Annotated in this window: 24 protein-coding genes; 10 read left to right on the top strand and 14 right to left on the bottom strand. The window is 56.4% G+C overall.

Annotated features, from left to right (window positions below):
- On the bottom strand, positions 1 to 344 hold a 344-nt coding region (locus tag ACP5J3_RS02560), incomplete at its 3' end, for an ATP-binding cassette domain-containing protein (RefSeq protein ID WP_428494218.1).
- Between the two features lie 317 nt (positions 345 to 661).
- Between ACP5J3_RS02560 and ACP5J3_RS02555 the strand changes: the two genes are divergently transcribed.
- Complete coding sequence (locus ACP5J3_RS02555) at positions 662 to 2,365, top strand: FeoB small GTPase domain-containing protein (RefSeq protein ID WP_428494217.1); 1,704 nt, start codon at positions 662 to 664, stop codon at positions 2,363 to 2,365.
- Here the strand turns inward: ACP5J3_RS02555 and ACP5J3_RS02550 are convergent.
- Entirely contained in the window at positions 2,301 to 2,906 is a 606-nt protein-coding gene (locus ACP5J3_RS02550) for a hypothetical protein (protein ID WP_428494216.1), read from the bottom strand. The two genes, ACP5J3_RS02555 and ACP5J3_RS02550, sit on opposite strands and share 65 nt — an antisense overlap.
- A gap of 90 nt (positions 2,907 to 2,996) precedes the next feature.
- Here ACP5J3_RS02550 and ACP5J3_RS02545 point away from each other — a divergent pair, with 90 nt between their 5' ends.
- On the top strand, positions 2,997 to 4,178 hold the full coding sequence (locus tag ACP5J3_RS02545) for a (Fe-S)-binding protein (RefSeq protein ID WP_428494215.1): 1,182 nt from the start codon (positions 2,997 to 2,999) through the stop codon (positions 4,176 to 4,178).
- Here ACP5J3_RS02545 and ACP5J3_RS02540 read toward each other — a convergent pair.
- Positions 4,171 to 4,572, bottom strand: a complete 402-nt coding sequence (locus ACP5J3_RS02540) for a TusE/DsrC/DsvC family sulfur relay protein (protein WP_428494214.1) — start codon at positions 4,570 to 4,572, stop codon at positions 4,171 to 4,173. The two genes, ACP5J3_RS02545 and ACP5J3_RS02540, sit on opposite strands and share 8 nt — an antisense overlap.
- Before the next feature lie 31 nt (positions 4,573 to 4,603).
- Here ACP5J3_RS02540 and ACP5J3_RS02535 point away from each other — a divergent pair, with 31 nt between their 5' ends.
- A complete protein-coding gene (locus tag ACP5J3_RS02535) occupies positions 4,604 to 5,749 on the top strand; it encodes an acyl-CoA dehydrogenase family protein (RefSeq protein ID WP_428494213.1) in 1,146 nt (381 codons plus the stop codon).
- On the opposite strand, the gene ACP5J3_RS02530 is transcribed toward ACP5J3_RS02535, so the two are convergent.
- From ACP5J3_RS02530 to ACP5J3_RS02520, 3 genes are read right to left on the bottom strand one after another with little or no spacing between them, the layout of a single operon-like run.
- Positions 5,746 to 6,093, bottom strand: coding sequence for an AAA family ATPase (locus tag ACP5J3_RS02530; RefSeq protein ID WP_428494212.1), 348 nt, complete (start codon positions 6,091 to 6,093; stop codon positions 5,746 to 5,748). The genes ACP5J3_RS02535 and ACP5J3_RS02530 overlap by 4 nt on opposite strands.
- A 7-nt stretch (positions 6,094 to 6,100) precedes the next feature.
- Positions 6,101 to 7,180 (bottom strand): tRNA (guanine(26)-N(2))-dimethyltransferase, encoded by a 1,080-nt coding sequence (locus ACP5J3_RS02525; protein ID WP_428494211.1) that lies wholly within the window; start codon positions 7,178 to 7,180, stop codon positions 6,101 to 6,103.
- Positions 7,177 to 7,929: a helix-turn-helix domain-containing protein gene (locus ACP5J3_RS02520; RefSeq protein ID WP_014287310.1), complete on the bottom strand. Its 753-nt coding sequence runs from the start codon at positions 7,927 to 7,929 to the stop codon at positions 7,177 to 7,179. Before ACP5J3_RS02520 ends, ACP5J3_RS02525 begins: the two co-directional genes overlap by 4 nt.
- Positions 7,930 to 8,077: 148 nt before the next feature.
- On the opposite strand from ACP5J3_RS02520, the gene ACP5J3_RS02515 reads away from it, so the two are divergent.
- On the top strand, positions 8,078 to 8,596 hold the full coding sequence (locus ACP5J3_RS02515) for an RNA-binding protein (protein WP_263246407.1): 519 nt from the start codon (positions 8,078 to 8,080) through the stop codon (positions 8,594 to 8,596).
- On the opposite strand, the gene ACP5J3_RS02510 is transcribed toward ACP5J3_RS02515, so the two are convergent.
- Positions 8,570 to 9,283 carry a serine/threonine protein kinase gene (locus tag ACP5J3_RS02510; protein ID WP_428494210.1) on the bottom strand — a complete coding sequence of 238 codons (714 nt, stop codon included), beginning with the start codon at positions 9,281 to 9,283 and terminating at the stop codon, positions 8,570 to 8,572. The two genes, ACP5J3_RS02515 and ACP5J3_RS02510, sit on opposite strands and share 27 nt — an antisense overlap.
- A 16-nt stretch (positions 9,284 to 9,299) precedes the next feature.
- On the opposite strand from ACP5J3_RS02510, the gene ACP5J3_RS02505 reads away from it, so the two are divergent.
- On the top strand, positions 9,300 to 9,674 hold the full coding sequence (locus tag ACP5J3_RS02505; RefSeq protein ID WP_014287307.1) for an Sjogren's syndrome/scleroderma autoantigen 1 family protein: 375 nt from the start codon (positions 9,300 to 9,302) through the stop codon (positions 9,672 to 9,674).
- Here ACP5J3_RS02505 and ACP5J3_RS02500 read toward each other — a convergent pair.
- The gene (locus tag ACP5J3_RS02500) at positions 9,661 to 10,818 is read right to left on the bottom strand and encodes a glycosyltransferase family 39 protein (protein ID WP_428494209.1); all 1,158 of its coding nucleotides are present in this window, start codon (positions 10,816 to 10,818) and stop codon (positions 9,661 to 9,663) included. The genes ACP5J3_RS02505 and ACP5J3_RS02500 overlap by 14 nt on opposite strands.
- 197 nt (positions 10,819 to 11,015) lie before the next feature.
- Complete coding sequence (gene ileS, locus ACP5J3_RS02495) at positions 11,016 to 13,952, bottom strand: isoleucine--tRNA ligase (RefSeq protein ID WP_428494208.1); 2,937 nt, start codon at positions 13,950 to 13,952, stop codon at positions 11,016 to 11,018.
- 65 nt (positions 13,953 to 14,017) lie between these two features.
- Between ileS and ACP5J3_RS02490 the strand changes: the two genes are divergently transcribed.
- Both ACP5J3_RS02490 and ACP5J3_RS02485 read left to right on the top strand, forming a co-directional pair.
- Positions 14,018 to 14,182 carry a hypothetical protein gene (locus ACP5J3_RS02490; RefSeq protein ID WP_428494207.1) on the top strand — a complete coding sequence of 55 codons (165 nt, stop codon included), beginning with the start codon at positions 14,018 to 14,020 and terminating at the stop codon, positions 14,180 to 14,182.
- Between the two features lie 103 nt (positions 14,183 to 14,285).
- Entirely contained in the window at positions 14,286 to 14,543 is a 258-nt protein-coding gene (locus ACP5J3_RS02485; protein WP_428494206.1) for a hypothetical protein, read from the top strand.
- Here ACP5J3_RS02485 and ACP5J3_RS02480 read toward each other — a convergent pair.
- Together ACP5J3_RS02480 and ACP5J3_RS02475 are read right to left on the bottom strand one after the other, a co-directional pair.
- Positions 14,525 to 14,809, bottom strand: a complete 285-nt coding sequence (locus ACP5J3_RS02480; protein WP_014290080.1) for a hypothetical protein — start codon at positions 14,807 to 14,809, stop codon at positions 14,525 to 14,527. The genes ACP5J3_RS02485 and ACP5J3_RS02480 overlap by 19 nt on opposite strands.
- Positions 14,810 to 14,814: 5 nt before the next feature.
- The gene (locus tag ACP5J3_RS02475) at positions 14,815 to 15,489 is read right to left on the bottom strand and encodes a hypothetical protein (RefSeq protein ID WP_428494205.1); all 675 of its coding nucleotides are present in this window, start codon (positions 15,487 to 15,489) and stop codon (positions 14,815 to 14,817) included.
- Positions 15,490 to 15,605: 116 nt separating this feature from the next.
- Here ACP5J3_RS02475 and ACP5J3_RS02470 point away from each other — a divergent pair, with 116 nt between their 5' ends.
- Entirely contained in the window at positions 15,606 to 16,184 is a 579-nt protein-coding gene (locus ACP5J3_RS02470) for a winged helix-turn-helix domain-containing protein (protein ID WP_263246399.1), read from the top strand.
- On the opposite strand, the gene ACP5J3_RS02465 is transcribed toward ACP5J3_RS02470, so the two are convergent.
- Positions 16,181 to 18,139 carry a DEAD/DEAH box helicase gene (locus tag ACP5J3_RS02465; protein WP_428494204.1) on the bottom strand — a complete coding sequence of 653 codons (1,959 nt, stop codon included), beginning with the start codon at positions 18,137 to 18,139 and terminating at the stop codon, positions 16,181 to 16,183. The genes ACP5J3_RS02470 and ACP5J3_RS02465 overlap by 4 nt on opposite strands.
- A 61-nt stretch (positions 18,140 to 18,200) precedes the next feature.
- Between ACP5J3_RS02465 and ACP5J3_RS02460 the strand changes: the two genes are divergently transcribed.
- Together ACP5J3_RS02460 and ACP5J3_RS02455 are read left to right on the top strand one after the other, a co-directional pair.
- Positions 18,201 to 19,100, top strand: coding sequence for a bifunctional phosphoglucose/phosphomannose isomerase (locus ACP5J3_RS02460; protein ID WP_428494219.1), 900 nt, complete (start codon positions 18,201 to 18,203; stop codon positions 19,098 to 19,100).
- Positions 19,097 to 19,690, top strand: a complete 594-nt coding sequence (locus ACP5J3_RS02455) for a prepilin peptidase (RefSeq protein WP_428494203.1) — start codon at positions 19,097 to 19,099, stop codon at positions 19,688 to 19,690. Before ACP5J3_RS02460 ends, ACP5J3_RS02455 begins: the two co-directional genes overlap by 4 nt.
- Here ACP5J3_RS02455 and upp read toward each other — a convergent pair.
- Positions 19,683 to 20,318: a uracil phosphoribosyltransferase gene (upp, locus tag ACP5J3_RS02450; protein WP_428494202.1), complete on the bottom strand. Its 636-nt coding sequence runs from the start codon at positions 20,316 to 20,318 to the stop codon at positions 19,683 to 19,685. The genes ACP5J3_RS02455 and upp overlap by 8 nt on opposite strands.
- Before the next feature lies 1 nt (position 20,319).
- Positions 20,320 to 21,044, bottom strand: a 725-nt coding sequence (locus ACP5J3_RS02445) for a HEAT repeat domain-containing protein (protein ID WP_428494201.1), incomplete at its 5' end; no start/stop codon positions are given.

Genomic DNA, 21,044 nt, shown 5'->3' with positions numbered 1-21,044 from the left:
ACCTCCCTAGCCCTAGAGAAGGCCTCCCCCCTACCCACCCCACGCGACAAGAGGGGCTCAGCCACGTTTTCAAGCACAGTCATGGAGGGGAAGAGGGCGGGGCTTTGAAACACAACCCCCACCCCGCGCCTCCACGGCTCTACATCCGTCACATCTACACCGTCTATATACACTCTGCCCTTATCGGGACGGGACAAGCCGGCGATTATTCTAAGCAATGTCGACTTACCAGAGCCGGAGGGCCCCACCACCGCGACCCGCTCACCACGATCCACGGCGAGGTCCACTGGTCCCAGGACAAATTCGCCAAAATTTTTTGAAATTCCTCTAAGTTCAATAGACATAGACGTCCCCAACCGCAAGCCTACGGTATCTAAAGCCGTTTATCCAAGTGGTGAGGGGTTTTGTCCTTCCTGAAATGAGGGAGGTGAAATTCACGGCCAATTTGAAAGCAATTTTCTTAATATCTATTGTGAGTTGCATAATGCGTTAAAGAGTGGGGGTGGTGTATTGTCGTGGCATGTCTAGATCGGCCAGTCCTGTCAAGCTTTATTCTCCAGTTACAGCTGACCTCTGTCTTTGAAGTTGTTTCGAAAACTTCTTTTAATAAGTAGTGGATTTTCTCAGAAAAATTTAAATAGTAACATTGTTAATAGCGTTGATGAAGAGATACGCCATAGTGGGCCCTCCTAATGTTGGGAAGTCCGCGCTGTTTTATGCTCTTACTGGGTATTATGTGAAGACGGCGAATTACCCAGGCACAACTCTTGAGATACACAAGGGAGTGATAAGAAGCGGGACGGAGATTGTGGAGATAGTAGATCTCCCGGGTGTGTTTAACCCTGACAATCCAGTGGATGAAGATGAAAAACTCGCCTTGAAAGAAGCTGTCGAGGGCGACTACGACGGGGTCGTCGTAGTGGTTGCCCCCCACGCACTTAATCAAGGTCTTAGAATCGCCGAGATCGTGAGTAGGCATAAGCCTGTTGTGGTTGTTTTTAACATGTCTGACATCTGGAGGCCTCCATACACTGCTGAGGAGTTGTCGAAAAAGCTGTCAGTACCTGTGATATACACCGTTGCGACAAAGAGAGAAGGCATTCGCGAGGTGAAAGAACTACTAATAAGGGGATTGCCAAAATCGGAACTACGTCCAACTAAGCTTGATGTGCCGCCTCACGTCTTTGCTAGATCGGCGATTTTCTCGCGTCCTGCGCTTGCGGCGCTGTTCCTCTTCGGGATAGGCGTTGCCACTACTTTGTTGCTCATGGCGCTTATCGAGGGAGTCACGCCATGGGGAGGTCAGCTACCAGTCTCGCTGTCATCTCTGTTGGATTCCCTTGACACCTATGTCTCTGATATAGTGGCGAACTCGGTCGGCGGGCTACTTGGAAGATTTATCGTAGAGGCTCTGTGGGATTCGGTATTAACACTGTTATCTATATCGGTGTACGTGTTGATTGCCTTCATGTTAGTAATATTCTACGAGGACAGCGGGCTGATAGCCCAACTGTCTAAAGCTGTGGAGAGGCAACTGGCTAGGATAGGCGTGCCGCCTCGCGGCGTGGTGTGTCTATTCATCAGCGCCTCGTGCAACGTCCCCGGTGTCACCACGGCGAAGGTGATGTGGGGGAGTGGTAGCAGGGTAGTCACCGCGTTGCTCACGCCGTTTATCCCATGCGTCGCCAGACTCGCAATATTCACTGCAGTGGCCACGGCGGCTCTGGCGAAGATTCCCTACCTGATACCCCTAGCCGTGTTCCTCCCGTACGCCGCGGCGTTCATATTTGCTGTGACGGCCTCTTTCATCTACAGAAAGGTCTTGAATATCAAAGGCGAGGCTATGGGCTTCGTACCGCCTGCCCCCCTCATGTGGCCGAATTTAGGCATATACATGCGGAAGGTTGCTATCAGCTTCAAGGAATTCATAAGCAAAGCGGGGGTTCTCATAGCGCTCGTAGTTATCGCGCTGTGGCCGCTTCAAGCCTTCGGGCCTGGGGGGTTGGTAGACGACGTGTCCCAGTCGTATCTAGGCATCATGGGCATGGCGCTTCAGCCTATTTTCGAACCTATTGGGTTGCCGTGGCAGGTGGTGGTGCCGTTGATTGGGGGGTGGATATTTAAGGAGGTCGTGCTGGGGCTCTTGGAGGCCACCGGGGGGCTGGACATCGTGGCGGGTCTTCCGGTGCCTAGTATAATGGCGTTTCTAGTCTTCACGGCTTTTTACTCGGCATGTGTAGCCACGCTCTCCGCCTTGTATAAAATCGTGGGCTGGAGGCTTACCGCGCTAAGTGTCGTGATTAATCTAGTACTTGCCTACGTCGCATCTCTAGCAACTTACGCAGTTTTCTCCCTCTTGCCTTGATGTAGAGGTAGGCAACTGGCGCCGTTATGTGGCTCGCCGAGGTCCAAGCTAGGGAGGCCGCAAGCGCCGTGGCGCAGACTACGTGGAACACCAGCAGGGCGGTGGGGAGATCTAAACTATTTGGAAACACCACGGCGGCTGAGATCAGGTAGTCACGTGGGGCGGTCAACCCCATAAGGGTGCCGGTCACGGCCGTGGCGAGTGTTAAAATCGTAGCGAAGCTCCCCCTCTGTAATCTACTCAGCAGACCAGTAAGTAGAGCTACTGTACATAGAAAGCCGAGCGCAGTCCCAACCTTTGGGAGGTATGGAGGCACCTCCTTGATAAATATAAAGAGATGCCCCAGAAGCGATGTCACTATGGCTGTGTGGAAAACCGCCGCGAGCACTCTGAGTCTTCTATCCCTAATGCTCCCAAATGTGAAGAACTTCGCAACTTCTTGAGGCGATACGGCGGTCGGCGCGGTGCTCACTGCTTTGTACGTTGTGTAGAGCGCCGCGGCGGCTGAGGCGGCGAGGACTGAGGCGAAGACTAACAGCATTACGTACTTTCTACATATAGTTTAAAATATTTCCTTATGTAAATTTTGCACTATCAAAACTCCTAAAAAAGGAAGGGGCAACTACTTTCTGTGGATGTGGGGCGTTATGCCAAGTACGCGGCGCGGATGTGTGTGGGATGTGGCAACTGTGTAGATATTTGCCCCTCTTACATCGCCACCGGCGATTTAGATAACTCTCCGATGGGTAGGATTGGTATGTTGAGGAGGGGGGCCGGCTTGGCTGAGTTATACAGGAGCTTCTACAGCTGTACGATGTGCAAGAGATGTGCCTACTTCTGCCCGCTGGGACTAGACGTCGCCGAGGTGACGCGCCAGGTGAGAGATTTCCTAGCCAGATCGGGGCTGATGCACCCCTATGTAGAGAAGGTTGTGAATAACTTCGTCAATCGGGGCAACAACATAGGAATGCCGCCGAAAGTCGTGGAGATGTCTGTCCGCGCCTCTCTTAAAAAGATAGAAAAGGAGAAGGGGGCCGCCCCCAGAGTTTATCTACACGACGGGGTGAGGTACATCGATGGTGTGACAGGCGCAGAGCAGAGGCCTGGCGGCCGCGTCGCCTTGTTGTTCCCTTCCTCTTCTGATATCTTCGAGTTCGACTTGGCGCTTAGGGGCTATCTCTACCTACTGAATAGGCTGGGTTTCGACGTGGTGATAAGCCTAAAGGTGCCAGATACAGCCAACTACGGCTATTTTCTCGACAACGCCTCGATGTACAAGATCGCCGACATGTACTTAGCTGAGATCTCACGGGTGTCTCCCCACGTAGTTGTCTTTGGGGAATGCGGCCACGGGTGGCACGTCTTCGCCAGTTTGGTATTGCCCAGATCCCCGGCGCCCGCCCTCCACATACACCAGCTCCTCCACAGGGCGTATACCAAGGGAGTTCTGAGGCTGGAACGTGTGGAGGTGAGGAAACCTGTCCTTTATATGGATCCATGTAACTATTCGAGGGGAGTTGCGCCGCTTATTGAAGAGCCCCGAATATTGCTAAGGGCGGTGGTTGGCGAATATATAGAGCTGTGGGATAGTCCTAGAAAATCTCTGTGTTGCCTGGGGGGCGGGGGGCTAATTGCACCGGAGACGTTGAATACCGCGGTGGAGTACTGGAAGAGATTTGACATCAAAGGCGTAGGTACCGTGGTGAGGCCCTGCGCGACTTGTAAAGCTCAGTTAAAGAGGGTATTCAACGCGCTGGGCGTAGACGTTGATGTCACCGGGGTGGTGGAGTTAGTATACAGGGCGGCTAAGTAGAGCTGAGGACTTGTGATAAGCAACCGGCTGGGGGTTCCACACCTGCAAGTATGCATATCGTATCATATCTGCCGCCAAACATTGCCAAGAGCTCCGTCTTACTTAACCCGAGCTCAGACTCTATGACTGACACGGGCGGGCATATTCCGTGTTGCTCCCAGAAGTGTCTCACGTATTTGAGAACGCTGACAGCGGCCTCGGTTATCTTAATTCCATTAATTTCAGCTAAAACCTTAGCTAGTTCTATACTCCAGTCGCTTTGGTTTTTCGGGAGGCACCTTGCCAGTTCAATGCGCTTACCTCCAAGAACCACTGCTTCTGGACACTTCACATCTTTTCGTTTTTTGTGTGGTAAAAAGGTATTGGTGCAAATTTCGCACTCGAGTGGAGACACTATTTAAATTTTAGAGATGTAGATTTGGTCCATGTTTCCGCATTTTGAAGAGGTGCACATGTTGGTGAAGAAGACGGTTCGTGAATTTGTGGAGAAGCGCGTAGAGCCTAATGCCAGGCGTATTGACCAGGGCTGGTACCCCCGTGAGCTTCTGCGTGAAATGGGGGCGCTGGGCCTGCTGGCTCCTCACGCGCCGCCGGAGTACGGCGGGCCGGGGCTGGATTTTCGGAGTATGGTATTAGTGGTGGAGGAGGTGGCGAAGTCCAGCCCGGCGCTGGCCACAATAGCAGAGGTGCAAGGCGCCATGATTGTCTACAATTTAATGCATTACGCGACGTCAGAGGCGAGGGAGAAATGGCTACAGCCAGCGGTGAGGGGGGAGAGGATAATTGCCTTCGCTCTCTCGGAGCCTTGTTGCGGATCAGACGCCTTCTCTCTAGAAACTAAGGCGGAGAAGAGGGGCGGCTCTTGGGTTATCAACGGCACGAAGCTCTGGATTACCTCGGGGATGTACGCAGACGCATTTCTAGTTGCGGCACGCACGGGTTCGCCTGAAGAGAAGCACAAGACCGTCACCCTATTCCTAGTGGAGAGGGGTAGTTGCGTCGAGGTGACCCCAGTTGCTGTGATGGGGGTGAGGGGCACCGGAACCGCGGAGGTGAAGTTCAGAGACTGCGAAGTCGGAGACGACGCCGTGGTAGGCGGCGTAAATGGCGCATTCAAGGTGGTTCTCGACGATTTGAACAACGGAAGGATGTGCGTCGGCGCAATTGGCTTGGGAATAGCTCAAGGCGCCGTACGGGAAGCCCTGTCGTATGCAAAGAAAAGGCGCGCCTTCGGCACCACTATTGTAAACTTTCAAGCGGTACAGCATCACCTCGCCTCCGTAGTGGCTCAAATAGAGGCTGTTAGGGGAGTGGTTTACACGGCCGCATACTTCAGAGACAAGGGGAGCGAGCTTTTTCCCCTTTACGCCCAGGTGGCTAAGTACCTCGGCTCAAGACTTGCCGTCGACGCCGCGAGAACCGCGATGCAGATAATGGGGGGCTACGGCTACTCCACCGATTCCAAAGTGGAGATGCTTTACAGAGACGCCAAGGCGACGGAAATATACGAAGGCGCCAATGAGATAATCCTAAACACCATATTCAGACTTTTCGAGAAGCACGAGACCTAAGAGCCCTCCCGAGACACGTCATATACCTCGCCGTTGCGGAAGTAGACCCTTCCCCCCACGGCGGTGGCCACAACACGTCCAAAGGCTCTGAACCCCTCAAAAGGCGTGTGTCGACAGCTCCCTGCAAATTCGCCGCCTCTCACTACGAACTCCTCCAGCTTAACCACGGTGAAGAGGCCCCGCTCTATGCCCAAGTCTACGCCCAATAGGCGCGAGGGTCTATAGGAGTAGAGCCTAACCACGTCGCCCAAGCTGTAGTAGCTGTACCCCATCTTCTCAATCAACCTAGCCAGTGTAGTCTTCCCCGCCCCGGGGAGTCCAGCTACAGCTACTACATCAGCCACGAAGTCTCTAAGTGGCGTAGTTATATGTTTTCAGCACCCTCGCCACCTCGCCGTAGCCGGAATCGGTTTTAAAACCATCTGGAGACATGTGCGTCGCGGTCGAGTATATACCTGCCTCCCTAAGGATCTTCAACGCCTCTTTCAGAGTTAAACTCCTGCCACCCACAGCGAATTCAGGCATTCTGTAGTGCCACGGGGCGGCCACTGAGTACTCCACAGCCAGTAGTTTCAGAAAATCTTGGTGTGGTCCAAACTCCGCCATTTTGTACATAATCAGCGGCTCCCCCATGTGTCCTATCCACAGCGGCCCCAGGTAGCTCGCGCCAGGCCGCGTAGTTACCCTCCTCAGCCCACCTCTGTACTCGAGGTAGCCGATGTTGCGGAAGTTGTCGTCGGCGTCTCTGGCCCCCCTCACGGCGTATGCGCAGAATCTGAAGTAGTGGCCCTCCCAGTAAGACATCAGCGGCTCTATTTTGTAGTCCTCCGACGCGGCGACCCTAGCCACGAACCCGATTAAGTTTCTAAGACCCACCTCTATATAGAAGGGGGTCCTAAACGCCACAGAGCCGTACCTCCTTAGGCATTTTCGCGGATAGCGCCCAACCAAGACCGCCGTGTCGGTGGCTGTGGCGCAGATAAGTCCCTCCTCCCTCAAGGCTCTGAAGGCCGCCTGCATAAACGGAGCGGGGGAGCCGAAGGGATCTATATCCACCACGTCGCAGGTATCCCTCAGCCTATGCAACAAGACGTTGGCATCTTCATTATATACCTCGGCGTCGACGCCGTTTATCTCTAGGTTCTTCTTAATAAGCTCAGTCGCTTCTTTGGATATGTCGTTAAGCACCAGCCTGCCGACGGCTCCGCTCTCCACGGCGTATCTAATCCCCCTGATCCCCGTCCCACTGAGCGGCTCACATACGGTGAGGCCGGTCTTGCCGTACGCCTTTAGTATCAACACGGAGAGGGTCCTGTTCTTCTCCATAGCTGGGTTGTAAAAAACCGGCGCCGAGTATATACCGCCGTACTTCTCGGGATCTGGAGTGTAGAACTCCACGGCGCCCTCCCTCCTCAAAGCTAGGTGCCTCACGCCTTGTCCACCTCTGCGCTAAGCGCCTGCGCCAGCTCAATAGTTTTTCTAAGCCTTTCACGATCTGAAGTAATGAATATGGTCCTGCCGTCATGTTTAATGGCGTCTGGATGTGACTCGACGAGCTTATATGTATTTGGAGAGATCTGCCTACTAGCCAGCTCCTCAGGTGTGGCCCTTGGCTTCTCGCCCACCTCTATCTTCTTCATAATATCGTCGCCGAATATAGAAGCCAGCCTCTCGGCGACTCTCAGCGGCGCCTCTATCTCGCCGCGCTCGTAGCGGTACACCGTCTCTCTCGTCACGCCGAGGCTGTGCGCCAGCGCGCCTAGACTCATACCCATCTTCTGCCTCCTCTCCCTCAGCTTCTCTCCATCTATCGAGGCTGTGATGATGCCGCGGCTTAGCTTATACACAGGTTCTCTGCCCTCTAACACGTCGGTGAACGTTGCCAGAGACATAAAGACCACGCTGTCCTTTATGTGGACAACGCCGCGTTGCAAAACTTGAGACTTGACGGTAGACACCACACATATACTAGCCGCGTCGGTGTACATACTGAGGAGTTTAAGATCTTTTAGCGAGCTCTGCGAAACTTGATCCGCGTCAGGCGCAATCCTCATTATGTACTTATACCTGTCAAATTTCGCTACTAATGTATAGGCGTAGGGCCTACTGACGTCTATGAACAGTTGCTCCCCCCTACTCCTAACTATATTTACTGTGGCTTCTATCAACTTACTTCCCATCTCCAGTAATTGGGAGTGCGTGAATATTTAAAAGATTTTGTGGCTATCAAAACGGTGAAGAGACCCGGCAAGGCCAATCAGTGACGAGATATTCATGCACAGATCTACGCCGGCTCAACAATTTTAACTTTCTGGAAGTGGTACGCTTGTGAGGAGGATAAGGTTGAGCAACAGGGAGATAAAGGAGCTACGCGAGTCCCACAAATTCGCGGCGCCGATAATGAGTAATGTAGATACTGTTGAAATAGTCCCGTTGACTGAGAAAGAATCCATAATACTTGTAGACGGCGAGCCCCTCCTCTCTAAGGTATCCGTTAAAGACCTGGGCGAGTTCATAATACCCTCGTTATATCTAATCCACAAATCACCAAAGGGGGCGTTGCTACCGCCCCTCCCCAAGGCCGTGGTAGACGCAGGGGCCGTGAAGAGGATTATAGACGGCGCAGATGTAATGCGGCCTGGGATAAAAAAACTAGAGGGAGAGTTTAACAAGGGGGATACAGTCTTTGTTGTTGACGAGAAGGGCCGCGCAATTGCGATAGCCGTCGCCCTCCACTCCAGCGGAGAGATCCAGCAGATGGAGAAGGGGAAGGTACTGCTGAATGTACACTACCTGGGAGACCGCATCTGGCGGGCCTCGCTAGAGCTGGCTAAGAAAACCTCTTAAGACCTCGTCGAGGGCGTCGCGGCACATACAAGACTTGTACCTCCTCAAGGCATCTACAGGCGGCTTCAAGCCTAGGCGCATCAAGCCGTTTGCCACCTGGGTGACATTTCTGCCGCCGCCTAGAGTCGCCGATTCGAAATCGATAATGACAGGCCGCCCACCCTCGACTATTACGTGCCTCTCCAGTCTAGACAACTCGTTGTGAGAAACGCCGGCGGCGTCGAGCCTAAAGGCTTGAGTCAGCAAATCCTCGACGAGATCCCTCCTCTGCTGACTCCCAGCGCCGCCCCACCACCTCTCCAGCGGCACCCCGTCTACATATCGGTAGGCAATTACGTCTCTGCCGTATGTGTACAGCCTGGGCCCCACGCCAACGGAGTTGGCTATGTGGAGAAGTTGCCCCTCTTGAGCCAGCGAGGGCCTCGTAGAGTCGCCGCGCCTGATCTTACACGCCAAGTCAAAGCCCCCAAGCCTAGGCCTACACCTATACACAACGCTGTTGGTGCCCTTACCCACTACGTAAAAGCCGTTAAGCATCACCGAGCCCCCCTCTAGAACCTCTAGCTGTAGCTCCTCTATCTGGAGAAGCACAGAAGCCACGTGCCTAACCCCGCCTCCCAGAGTGTGGAGGAGCAGAACCGCCGCGCTGTCCGGCACATAACTCCGTAGCAAGAATTTTATAAACATATGGAGGGAGTACGTCGTGGAGAAAGACGTCGTAAAGAAAATAGCCCAGTTGGTGAGGGCGGGGGCTACCCTCACATCCTACACATGCCCAGTCTGCGGCACTGTATTAGTCAGACTCAAAACCGGGGAGCTCTACTGCGCAAACTGCGAACGCACCGTTGTACTCGTAAAGACCGAGGAAGAGGCACAACAAGCCGTGGAGGTTGTCCAGCTGAGAGAGGTGAGGAGAATTGTATTCGACAAGATACTCCAGCTGGGGAGAGAGATCGAGAAGCTCTCTGCCCCGGAGATGATCGAGCATCTAAGGTCGATGAGCCTGCTCCTGGACATATACGAGAGGCTGAGCCGCATCCACACCGAGGCCTCGAAGCAACAGGCTAAGTCTTTTTAGACAAGTCTGCGAAGAGCCTCGCCAGCACTATATGGGCCAGGGGGGTGAAATGCGCCGTGTAGAAGCTGTAGAGGGTGTGGTTCCCCGCGAGGTACACAAGCCAGTAGCCGCCGTAGGTAGAGAGGTAGAGGATAGACACGTCATCCCTCCTATATAAGCCGTAGATCAGCGCTATTAAGTAGGCCGGCGTGCCGCTGGCGTAGATATCGGGGTTTATGTAGAGGGCGAAGCTGTTCTGCATAATCAGCCAGTCCAGCGGACTAGACGCCGTCGGGCCAGGAGGCCTAGATGTGGTGTGCCAAGACAAGGCGCCGAGGATCTCCCTGACCCACCTCTCCAGCCCCAGCCCACCCGCTATCGGCATATTGACAACGAGGAAGACAGAGACGGCCATTAAAAGCACCGCCGCGAAGCTCCTAACGCCGCGCCTCCCCAGGAGGTATGCCAGCCCAAAGATGGGGAAGGCGCCCGAGTACTTCACAGAGGCGGCCAGCCCAAGGGCGGCCCCCGTCCCCAGGAGCCTGCCGGAGAGGTAGAGATAGGCCAGCAACGCTGTGAAGAAGCCGAGGTACACGTCCAGCATGGCGATGCCAGCCATCGCCCTAAAGGTGTAGTCAAAAAGCATAAGCGCGGCGGCTATCAACGCGTACAGCTCGCCGGCCACCCGCCTAGCCGCCAGAAACACAAACACCAAGGTCAGAGAACCCAGGGCGATAGACGGCAACCTCCAAAACAGAGGCTCGTCCCTCACAGCCTCAACGGCGGCGATCACGTACTTGGCTAGGGGCGGGTGCTCCAGGTTGTAGTAGCTGAGGATACCCTCCTTGTCGGGGTAGGGAAACCCCCTCCTCAAATAACACGCAACCCCGCCCTCGACAGTAACCGCATCTATCTTCGTATACTCCTTGACAATCCTGCTCTCATTAGTGAGGCAGTTTGTAGTTGTTGTGAAATATGGCGAATTAGCAGTTGACCTGAAAAAGTCGTGGAGCAAATTTCTCGCCGAGGTCACGTACCAAACCTCGTCAGAGATGTACCCCGGCCCGCCCGGCAACCCGTCGGAGCCAGGCAACTGCGCCACCGTGTAGGCCAGGTACGCAAAGACCGCAACCACCAAGACGAGGCCAGCATAGGCGTATTTCATTAGCCCGGGTCTAAACACCCTTATTAAAGAAAATTTACTAAAACCTAGTAGACGTGTGGAGTGGGTGATGAGTAAGACCGCTGGCGATCGGTGGGCGGGGTATGCAGCGCTGAGTTTTTAATAAGGAGATTTAGAGTGGGTGTGATGCGGTGGTTCTTCGCCGACGCCGACAGATGAGGACGCCCCTACCCAGCTGATCAAGCCTTTTGCACCTCTATGCTGACCTCTTCTCCGGAGATGTCCCACCTGCGCCCGTTTTTAGCCTCGCCGATTGCCACCTCTACGGCCCTGGTCTCACGGGCGATGTAGTCTCTGTAGCGGCTTACGGCTTCTTTGACGTCGGCTGAGCTGGTGTCCACCACGACTCTGATTGTGTCTCCGATGTCTAGCCCGGCTTCTTTTCTCATCACCTGTATGCGTCTTATGAGTTCTCTCGCCAGCGCCTCGTAGTAGAGATCGGGCTCCAGCTTGCCGGGGATGCACGCCTCTACTCCCCCCTCGGCGGCTTTTACATAGTCCTGGGGGCAGGGCCCCGTCTTCACCTCCTTCACGTTTCCGAGATATTTCAACAGCTCGGCGTAGCGCTCTGTGTACCTGCCGCCGTTTATATACGCCTCCCTCACCGGCCACCTGAGCTTTATGCCGGCCCTGTTTCTCGCCTCGGCTAGCGCCGAGAAGGCTGTGAAGAGCTCGCGGAAGGCCTCCACAAGCTCCCTCTCGACGGGGCCCGGGGTCGGGTACTGGGATAGGTGGACAGACTCGGGGGCCTCCTTTTCGTACTTCCTCACGTAGGCCTGCCACAGATACTCGGCGACGAAGGGCACCATTATCGAGGCGAGGATTAGCACATTTTTCAACACGTGGTGCAGAACGGCGTACGCGGCGTATTTGTCGGGGGTCTGCTCCTCGCTCCAGACGCGCCTCCTGAGGAGCCTCACGTAGCGGTGGCTGAGGGTTTCGACAATGAACTCCCTCAAGGCGTTAGCCGCCTTGTGTAGCTCTATGTTCTTCACGTAGTCTGAGAAGTCTGCCACCAGCGTGTTTAGCTCTGAGAGGAGCCACCTATCCTCGTCGAGGGCCTTGTCTACCCACTGGCTTAGTGGATACTTATCTGCGGTAAAGCCGTCGAGGGACATGTAGGTGTCGGCGAACCTCACCACGTTCCACAAGATGTTTAAGTCGCTGACTACGTGCTTAACCTCGTCGGGGTCGAAGGAGAGGTCTTCCCAGGGCGCGGCTTTGGAGAGTATGTACAGCCTCACGGGATCCGCGCCGTATTTCTCAAATAGATCCCTCGCCCATATGACGTTGCCCCTGCTCTTAGACATCTTCTGGCCGTGTTTGTCTAGGATAAGTCCCTGGATAAGTACAGTTTTGTACGGCGCCTTGCCGGTGTAGAGCACCGACGTGGCCAGGAGGGAGTAGAACCACCCCCTCGTCTGGTCGATGCCCTCCGTCACAAAGTCGTAGGGATAGAGCCTCTGCCAGAGCTCCCTATTCCTCTCCCCATCAACAGCGGCTATCCACGCGATCCCGCTGTCTAGCCAGACGTCCATCACATACGGCTCGCGCACCCACTCCTCGCAGTCAGGTGTGGAGATCTTCACCTGGTCTATCCAAGGCCTGTGGACTAGCCTAAAGTCGTCCACCGGGGGCAACTCCTTGGCCAGCTTCTTCAACTCCTCCAGGGAGCCTACGACCAGCACCCGCCCATCTTTTCTACACCTCCAGACGGGGAGCGGCGTGCCCCACACCCTGCTTCTCGAAATATTCCAGTCTCTGGCGTTTTGGACAAACACGTCGAACCTATCCCTCAGCTTCGTCGGAACCACGTTAACTCTCTGCAACTCTGAATACATCCTCTCGCGGATGCGGGAGATGGCGATGAACCACTGCCTGTCTGCCCTCAGTATTAGCTTAGAGCCGCAGCGCCAGCAGTGGGGGTACTCGTGCCTCACTCTCTCCTCATGCACCAGCAACCCCTTAGCCCTGAGGTCTTTGATTACCTCCTTATCCACGTCGTATACATGCCCCCCCGCATACTTGCCCCCTAGCTCGTTGTACACGCCGTTTATCTCTACGCTGTTGGTAACCGGCAGGCCGTGCTTCTTAGCCAGTTCGAAATCCTCGGGGCCGTGGCCGGGGGCGATGTGGACAAGCCCAGTGCCCTGATCCAGCGTCACGAAGTCGGCGGCAACCACCCGGTGGCTCCTCCCAGCCCTCTCAGGCACCTCATCGGCAAGGGGGTGCACGTACGCAGTCCCCACCAGCTCAGAGCCCTTCCTCGTCTCCACCACCCGCCAGCTCCTAACCCCGAATTTAGCCATTAGAGCGGGCACAAGAGCCTCGGCGAGCCACCACCTCTCACCCCCCTCTACCTCCACCTTGGCGTAGACGTAATCGGGGTGCACAGCCACGGCCTCGTTGTCAACTATGGTCCACGGCGTCGTCGTCCAGATGACTAGATACTCGTCGCGACTCCCCTCCACTCTAAACTTGACGTAGATAGACGGGTCCTCCCTCTCGTCGTAACCCAGCGCCACCTCGTGATCGCTGAGAGAAGTCTCGCAACGGGGGCAGAACCACAACACCCTGTAGTCCTCGACGAGGAGGCCCTCTTCGTGAGCCTTCTTCACGACGCGCCAGGCGTATTCAAGATAGCGGGGTTGCCTAGTCTCGTAGGCGTTCTCCAAATCTAGCCACAGCCCCAGCCTCCTAGTCCCCCACTCCCTCCAGTACCCCAGGTACTCCTCCACCAGCGAGTTGCACTCCAAGGCGAATCTCTCCAGCCCGTACCGCTCAATATCCTTCTTTGACCTCAGCTTGAGCTTCTTCTCGACCTCCCACTCCACCGGCATACCCTGCATATCCCAGCCCCCCTGCACCCACACGTCGTACCCCAGCAAACGGTGGAAGCGAATGACGACGTCTTTATAAGTGCGGCCCCTGATGTGGCCCACGTGAGGCATGCCGTTTGTGGTGGGGGGCCCTTCAAGAAATGCGAAGACAGGCCCGCCGCGCCACGACTTCCACTTCTCAAAAATCTTGCGCTTCTCCCAAAATTCCTCAACGGCTCTCTCTACTGCGTGGGGGTTGTAGTTCGGAAGTAGCCTAATATAATCCCCATTAGACATCAAAAGCCGGGGAATTTATAAGTTTTAAAACCTGATTAAGTTGGTTTTAAGAGGGACATAATAACGTGAAGGTCGTTGAGGACAGCCTCTATATGCTTATTACGGCGGTAGCCGTCGCCGTACTGCTTATCGTCTTGGCGGCGGTGTTTCCCTGGCGGGACGCCAAGGCCGCCGTCGAGGGTATATTGAGGGATATTGAGTACATGGCGGGGTTTGTAAAGGGGCTGTGAGGCTTCTCTACCACCTCATAATGCTGGTGATGGCCATGCTGTTGCTGTACGTCGTGGCCGTGGGGGCACACTACATAAAGATCCTCCGCGCGGTTTTCGCCCCATGAATATACTGGAGGGGGTGTACGTGGCGGCGCTCTTCATCTTGAGCGTCTTGCTGGTGCTCTACTTGGGACGCCTGGCGGTGGATCTTCTCGAGGCGAAGTGGGTATTTGAGGCGACGAGGCATGCCAACTGCACGGGGCCCGCCAACGCCAGCGCCGGGGGAATAGTCGTGGCTATGTGTATAAGGCTTACCTTCAACGATACGCTCGGCGTCCAGCTCTACAACGTTTCTGTACGCTACCCCACCGCCTCGTAGATTAGGTTGCCCTCGTCGTCCAGCCTCTTTCTAATTTTCCGCTGGGATAGGAGGTTTTCCAGGGCTTTGAAAAACTCTGCTGTGGACAGCCCCCTGTTTTTAGCCCACTTAGCGGCCTCCTCCTTACTTACCCTCCCGGCGCTCTTTATGAACTGGTACAGCTCCTCCGACGCGTCTCGCGCCTCCCGCCTCTTCTCCTCTTGTTTCTTCACCTCTACGAAGTCAAACAGTGTGGGCCCCCGCGCCTCCCCCCTTTTCCTAGCCATCGAATCTATGGTGAAAACGTGTTATATATTTTAGCCACTACGCAAGCCACGTCGACGCCGTAGAGGCCGTGGGGTTGCATCTGCCTTCCGCACTCCCTATAGATCGCCCTATCGGCGGAGACGTAGTAGGACTCGCCTATCTTAACTCCGTGTCTTGTGTGGTAATCCACGACGGCAACCTCTACGGGGTCGCCCCGGCGGCGGTAGACGCCGTTGTCTCTCTCCACGGCGCCTACATCCTCAGCGATTTGTAGAATTGTCTTGAATGCCACCTTGTTAAGCCACGCGCTGGGGGAGATGCCGGAAAGCCTATCGTTAACAGCCTTATGAAGCCCGTCAAAATCGCCTTCGTTCAAATCCGCCAGAACCTCCACCAGCAGTCGGTACTGGGGGACGCGTTGGAAAAAGAGGGCGTGGTAGACAGCCACGCCCAAAATCTCTCTCAGAGAAACCAACTGCCGGCCTAGCGCCGTCAACGCCGCCCTGCCGTTTGACACCTCCACCACCTTAATACGCTCAAGGAAGCGGGTGATGTCACCCCTCCCCCTCCCAATTTCGAGGCCGACCTCCCTCAGCTCGTCCAGCGTCGGCGTGTGTTTAGCGACGTAGGCTACATATTCGTCTATCCTCCGGAGTCTAATAGGCGGGAAGGTGATGGAACGTTGCACTGTTATTACCACGTACTCTTGAAACCTGGGGCTTAAATGACGGTAGCCTCTTGTGAAGTAGGACCGTGGTAATATACTTGACTGACAAAAACGTTAAAAGTTTAAATAGTAAGATACATGTAGTGTATATGGACATTAGAGAAGAGATTTTGAAGTTGCTGAGAGAGCGCGGCGAGCTCTCCACGTCGGAGCTTGTGCAGTACCTGAAACAGCCGCGGCACAGGGTGTTGAAGGCGCTGAACAAGCTGTACTTCGAGGGGGTAGTGGAGCCTTATAAGAAAAACAGGAGGTACTACTGGCGCCTCGCCTCAGGCTACGTAGCCGTAGCGCCGATTCACTTCACCGCAGAGCCCGTCCTCTACATAGAGGGGGTGATAGAGCCCATATACAGGAGGGTCCAGGACAGAGTAGACGCCTTTATCTTCACCCACGTCAAGAACAGGGAGTACTGGCTCTGCGACTGCGACTCCGGCTACTACATACTCACCGACCAGCCAGTAGACGGCTGTAACTGCAAGCTGAGACACGCCTTTGGCGACAGAAAACTAGCCATGATCTACCTACCCAAAGAGCTGAGGTTCAGGTACTGGAAGAGCTACAGATACGCGGAGGGAGACGCCGAGTTCGTCCTCCTACTCCCAGAGGATCAGGATTCCGAAGAGTTGCGGAGGAAGTACGAGACGTACGCCAAGGGACTTATCCACTAGCCCCTCTTCATCCAGCTGGTCAACGGCGCCGCCCTCCCCAGCAGAGACTCCAGATCCACCTCGGTAACCCTCCTGCACACCACCTCCTCCACCACCTCGTCGAAGTGCCTCGCCTCTGAGAGAGCCTCCTCAATCGTGCCCCGCGCCACCAGTTCGTAGACCCTCGCCGCCCTCTTCCCAGACGTGGCCCTCACCACCCGCCCCACCCGCTGAATCATCTGCCTCCTAGAGCCGGTGCCGCTCACCACCACCGCCACCTCGGCATCCGGGACGTCTACCCCCTCGTCTAAAACCGTCGTAGTAACCACCACCTTACTCACGCCGGCGCTAAAACGCCTAAAGGCGGCCTCTCTGTTGCCCTCCTCCGAGGTGATTAGCTCGGCGGCGACGCCGGCCTCCCTCAGCCTCCTGTACAGCTCCTCCGCCTGGTCGATGAACTGCGTAAATACCAGCACCTTAGAGCCCAGCGCCACCTCCCGAGCCACTATGCGCACGGCGACGGGGATCTTCGCCCCGGCCTTAGCCGCCGCGTTCCTCAACACAATGGCGTTGTCGCTGGGTAGCGAGGCGTAGCTCCTCTCCTCCTCCCTAGACATGCGTACATACACCCGGTAGTGCTCCACCGGCACTACGAGCCCCGCCTCTACCATAGATCTGTAGGAGGCTCTGTACACGGGGGGCCCCACCGCCTCGTATATCAAGTGCTCGTTTTTATCCTCCCTCTCGGGAGTCGCCGACAGCGCGAGGCGGAACGGCGAGTCGAGGCTCAGAGCCACCTCTTTAAAAGTCTCCGCAGGCACGTGGTGCGCCTCGTCAAAAACCACGAGGCCAAACCTCCCCACCAGCTCGTCTATGTACTTCACCGCTGAGTTGTAAATAGCCACAGTCACGTCCCTCACCTCCCTAGACCCCCCGCCGAGCACCCCCGGGGAGATCCCCAGATACTTCCTAATGCGTTCAACCCACTGAGCCGCCAGCTCCTTAGTCACGACGAGAACCAGCGCCGACGTCCCAGCCCTACGCATAGCCTCGAGACCTACAAAAGTCTTGCCGCCTCCTGTAGGGATAATCACAGTCCCCCTCATCCCGTGGGAAGCCCAGTTATCCACAGCCTCCCTCTGAAACGGAAAAAGAGAGAAGCCCCCCTTGTACTCAACACGGGGGTACGCCGGCTCCGACAGCTCAACGACGTAACCCAGCTCCTTCAAAACCTTCACAACCCTATCCCGCACGAAGACGGGGAACTTAACTAGGTAGGCCCCGCCGCTCTGCTCCACTTTTACAAGCTTGATGCTCCGCTCCACCAGCTCCCCCTCTCTATTCACCACGTTGTAAGTAAGCCTAAACTCCGACAGCCTCTTCAAGAGGCCTGACGCCAAGAAGTTAAGCCTCGCCCAGCCGGGCCCCACAGCCGCCGCCCGCCAGCTACGCCTCCTCTCAAACACAGCCCTCAGCCTCTCAGAAGCCAGCACAAACTCCCGCGCGCTCCTCAACGCCCCCTCCAAGTCTCCCCAAACCTCCACACCAGCGAGCAACTTCCTCAGCCTCTCCACCCCCATATCGACAAACTCCTCAAACGTCGCCGCAGAAGCCACTGATTTGTCCTCAGCCACAAACCGCCTCAAGAAGCCGCTGAGAGACACGACGTGGGCACCCCCCTCCCCAGCCACCACGTGGGGCTTCAGCTCCTCTGGAAGCCGGCCCACCACGACAATGGAGCCCCCCGACGAGTCGTGGCTAATGGAGGAGAGGAGGGAGAGGTACTCCTCGTGGCTGAGCTCCAATAGTTGCCTCAGCCTCGTCAAGATGGAGACATCCCTAGTCTTTATACGCCACCCAGCGCCGTCCCAGCGGAAACCCAGCCTCTTCAACTCCTCCTTAGTTGCGTATATACGCTCCCACGGCCACTCCCTAGCAACCTCCACGCCGTTGACCACCACGACAAAACGCGGCACGTAGATTATACACAATAAAAGCTATTTAAGAAACAGCACTCAACAACCCGTGGCGGCCAGAATGCTGGAGGACTACACAAACTGGGAACGCTACATACTGCGGAGCGTCGACATACCAACCACCTACTCGATAGACGGCGAAGTGGTGAAAATAGAGCCGTCCCCCAGGCTCTATATAAGCGGCATGGGAGGCTCCGGCGTGGTAGCGGACCTAGTGAGAGACCTCTCCACCGTCTGGAACTGGGACATAGAGGTAATCCCCGTGAAGGACTACTTCCTCAAGACACGCGACGGGTTGCTAATAGCAGTCTCCTACTCAGGAAACACCATAGAAACCCTCTACACGGTAGAGCAGGCCAAAAAGAAGAGGATACCCACCATCGCGGTCACCACAGGAGGCAGGCTAGCCCAGATGGGGATACCCACGGTAATCGTCCCAAAGGCAAGCGCCCCCCGCGCCGCCCTCCCCCAGCTCCTCACGGCGGCCCTTCACATAGTTAAAAAGATCTACGGGGTAGGAGTGGAGATGCCGGAGTCTCTCGAACCCCCCAGCGACCCCCTCATCCACAGCCTCGTCGAGACGTTCCAGAAAAGGCCCACCATCGTGGCGCCGGAAAGCATGAGGGGCGTCGCCTACCGGGTGAAGAATGAGTTTAATGAAAACGCAAAGATCGAGCCGTCCGTTGAGATACTCCCAGAGGCCCACCACAACTGGATAGAGGGCTCAGAGAGGCCGGTGGTGGCGCTTACAAGCCCCCACATACCCAAGGAACACCAAGACAGGGTAAAGGCCACCGTCGAGATTATAGGCGGGACTCTGTACGCAGTAGAGATGCACCTCAGAGGCGTACTCTCCTTCCTAAGAGACGTGGGGATAGCCTCCATAAAGCTGGCAGAGGCCAGGGGCGTAAACCCACTGGCAACCCCGCGGATAGACGCCCTCAAAAGAAGACTGCAATGATAGAGGCGCTGGGAGTAGCCGCCATCGGCGCCGTCCTGACAGCCGCGGCGGTGCAGGACCTTAAGAGCAGGGAGATAGACGCGCGTATATTCGCCGCAGGAGCCCTGCCCGCGGCTCTGCTGATAGCGCTGAACTGGGGCTCGCCCCTCTACCTCTTCTCCCTTGGCGTAGCCGCGGCCCTGGCCCTCCTCATGCGGCTTCTGGGGTCGGGATACGCAGACTCGATATCAATGGCGCTGATCGGAGCCGCGCCGCCCCCCCTCCCCTTCCTCCCGACGCCCTTCGTCGCCGTGATGGCCGGCTCCGCCCTCCTCCCGGCGCACGTCGCCTACCTCTACCTAAAAAACAGGAAGAGGCCCTGCGAGATGACGCTCGCAGAGAGGCTCACCCACATCTGCGTATCCATAGAGGAGTTTAGAAGAAGCCCCCTCAAATATGTAGTCGGCGACGTGAGAGACATGGAGAGATACGACCCCTACACACTCGAGCTTAGAGATAGGTGGATCAAGGCGAAGTACGGCCTCCCCTACGTGGTGTACCTAGCGGCGGGGTACTGGGCGTACGTAGCCATCTGGCTTCTGCCTAAGTAGCAAACGCCCTGTCCCCCGCGTCGCCGAGACCGGGGACTATAAACGCCCTATCGTTAAGCTCCGGATCCACAGCCACTGTGTATATCTCGGCCTGGGGCCATCGAGACAGCACCCTCTCGATGCCCACAGGAGTCGCTATGACGGAAACCGCCACGAGCCTCCCCGGCGCCCCCGCCTTATACACCTCCTCAATCACCCTGCTCATGGTGACCCCCGTCGCCAGCATGGGGTCGGCCACAATCACCGTGTCGCCTGCCTCTACGGCCGGTATCTTGGAGTAAAACACCTCAACATCCACCACGCCCCCCTCCTCCCTCCTCCTCGCCGCCACCACCCCCAGCCGCGCCTGGGGGAAGGCCTTTATAAGACCCTCCACTAGGGGCATCGCTACGCGTAGCACTTGGACAATCACCACCCTGTCCAGCCCAATTATGTCAACCCCCGTGGCCCTCCCCAGCGGCGTCTCCACCTCTACGTAGCGAGTTGGGAAGGTCTTAGCCAGCTCGTACCCAATAATCCTACCAAGCCGCACAAGGCCCTTCCGGAACTCTATACTGCCTGTGCGGCGGTCTCTCAGCTTGGTGAGGAGGTACTGGGCGTATACGTGGTCTATAATCTTGACCGGCATCTCACCTCTCCAGCCTAGCCACGCGGTCGGCGAGCCGCCTGTACTCCTCCCTAATCTTCTCCACCTCCTCCCTCAGCTTCTGGTACTCAGCCCCCCGCTCCATAAACTTCCTAATCTTCTCCACAATCTCCCTAGCCACCCGCCTAATCCGCCCGTCCACGTCTTGCTCCGCCCTCTCCTGGAGGTCTGGCATCAGCTTCGGGTCCAGCAACTCCAGGGCGGCGGTGACGGCGGCGTATCTCACTCTGAAGTTTTCATCCCGCATGTACCTCCTAAGCGCCTCGACCACCTCCCTCCGCGGGCCGAACTTCGCCAGGGCCTGCACCGCTGACGCCCTCACCGGCGTGGGCATGTCCGGCTCCGCGTGGCGCAAGACAATCTTCAACGCATCTTCGGTGCCCAGCTCGGCGAGCCCCTCCAGCGCCCCCCTCTTAATCACGTCGACGTGGCTGGGGTACTCCAGCGCCTTCTTTAGACTATGCTCGGCGAACTCCCACTTCACCTTACCCAGCGCCCTGGCGGCCTCCGCCCTGACGTAGTAGCTCTCCCCCGGGTCGTGAAGCACCCTGTCTAGAAACTCCCCCACCTCCCTACGCCTAGAGGCCCCAAGCGCCTCCACAATGGCCCGCCTCACCCTCGGGTGGAAGACCTTCGGATACGCCTCCATCAACTTGGCAACTGCCAGCTCCGTCCCAACCTCCCCCAGAGCCCTCGCCGCCTCCGCCG

The sequence above is a fragment of the Pyrobaculum sp. genome (assembly GCF_049971835.1).
In the GTDB taxonomy this organism is placed as follows: Archaea; Thermoproteota; Thermoprotei; order Thermoproteales; family Thermoproteaceae; genus Pyrobaculum.
The sequence above is the reverse complement of the archived record's forward strand: the minus strand, read 5'-3'. Positions and strand labels throughout refer to the sequence as shown.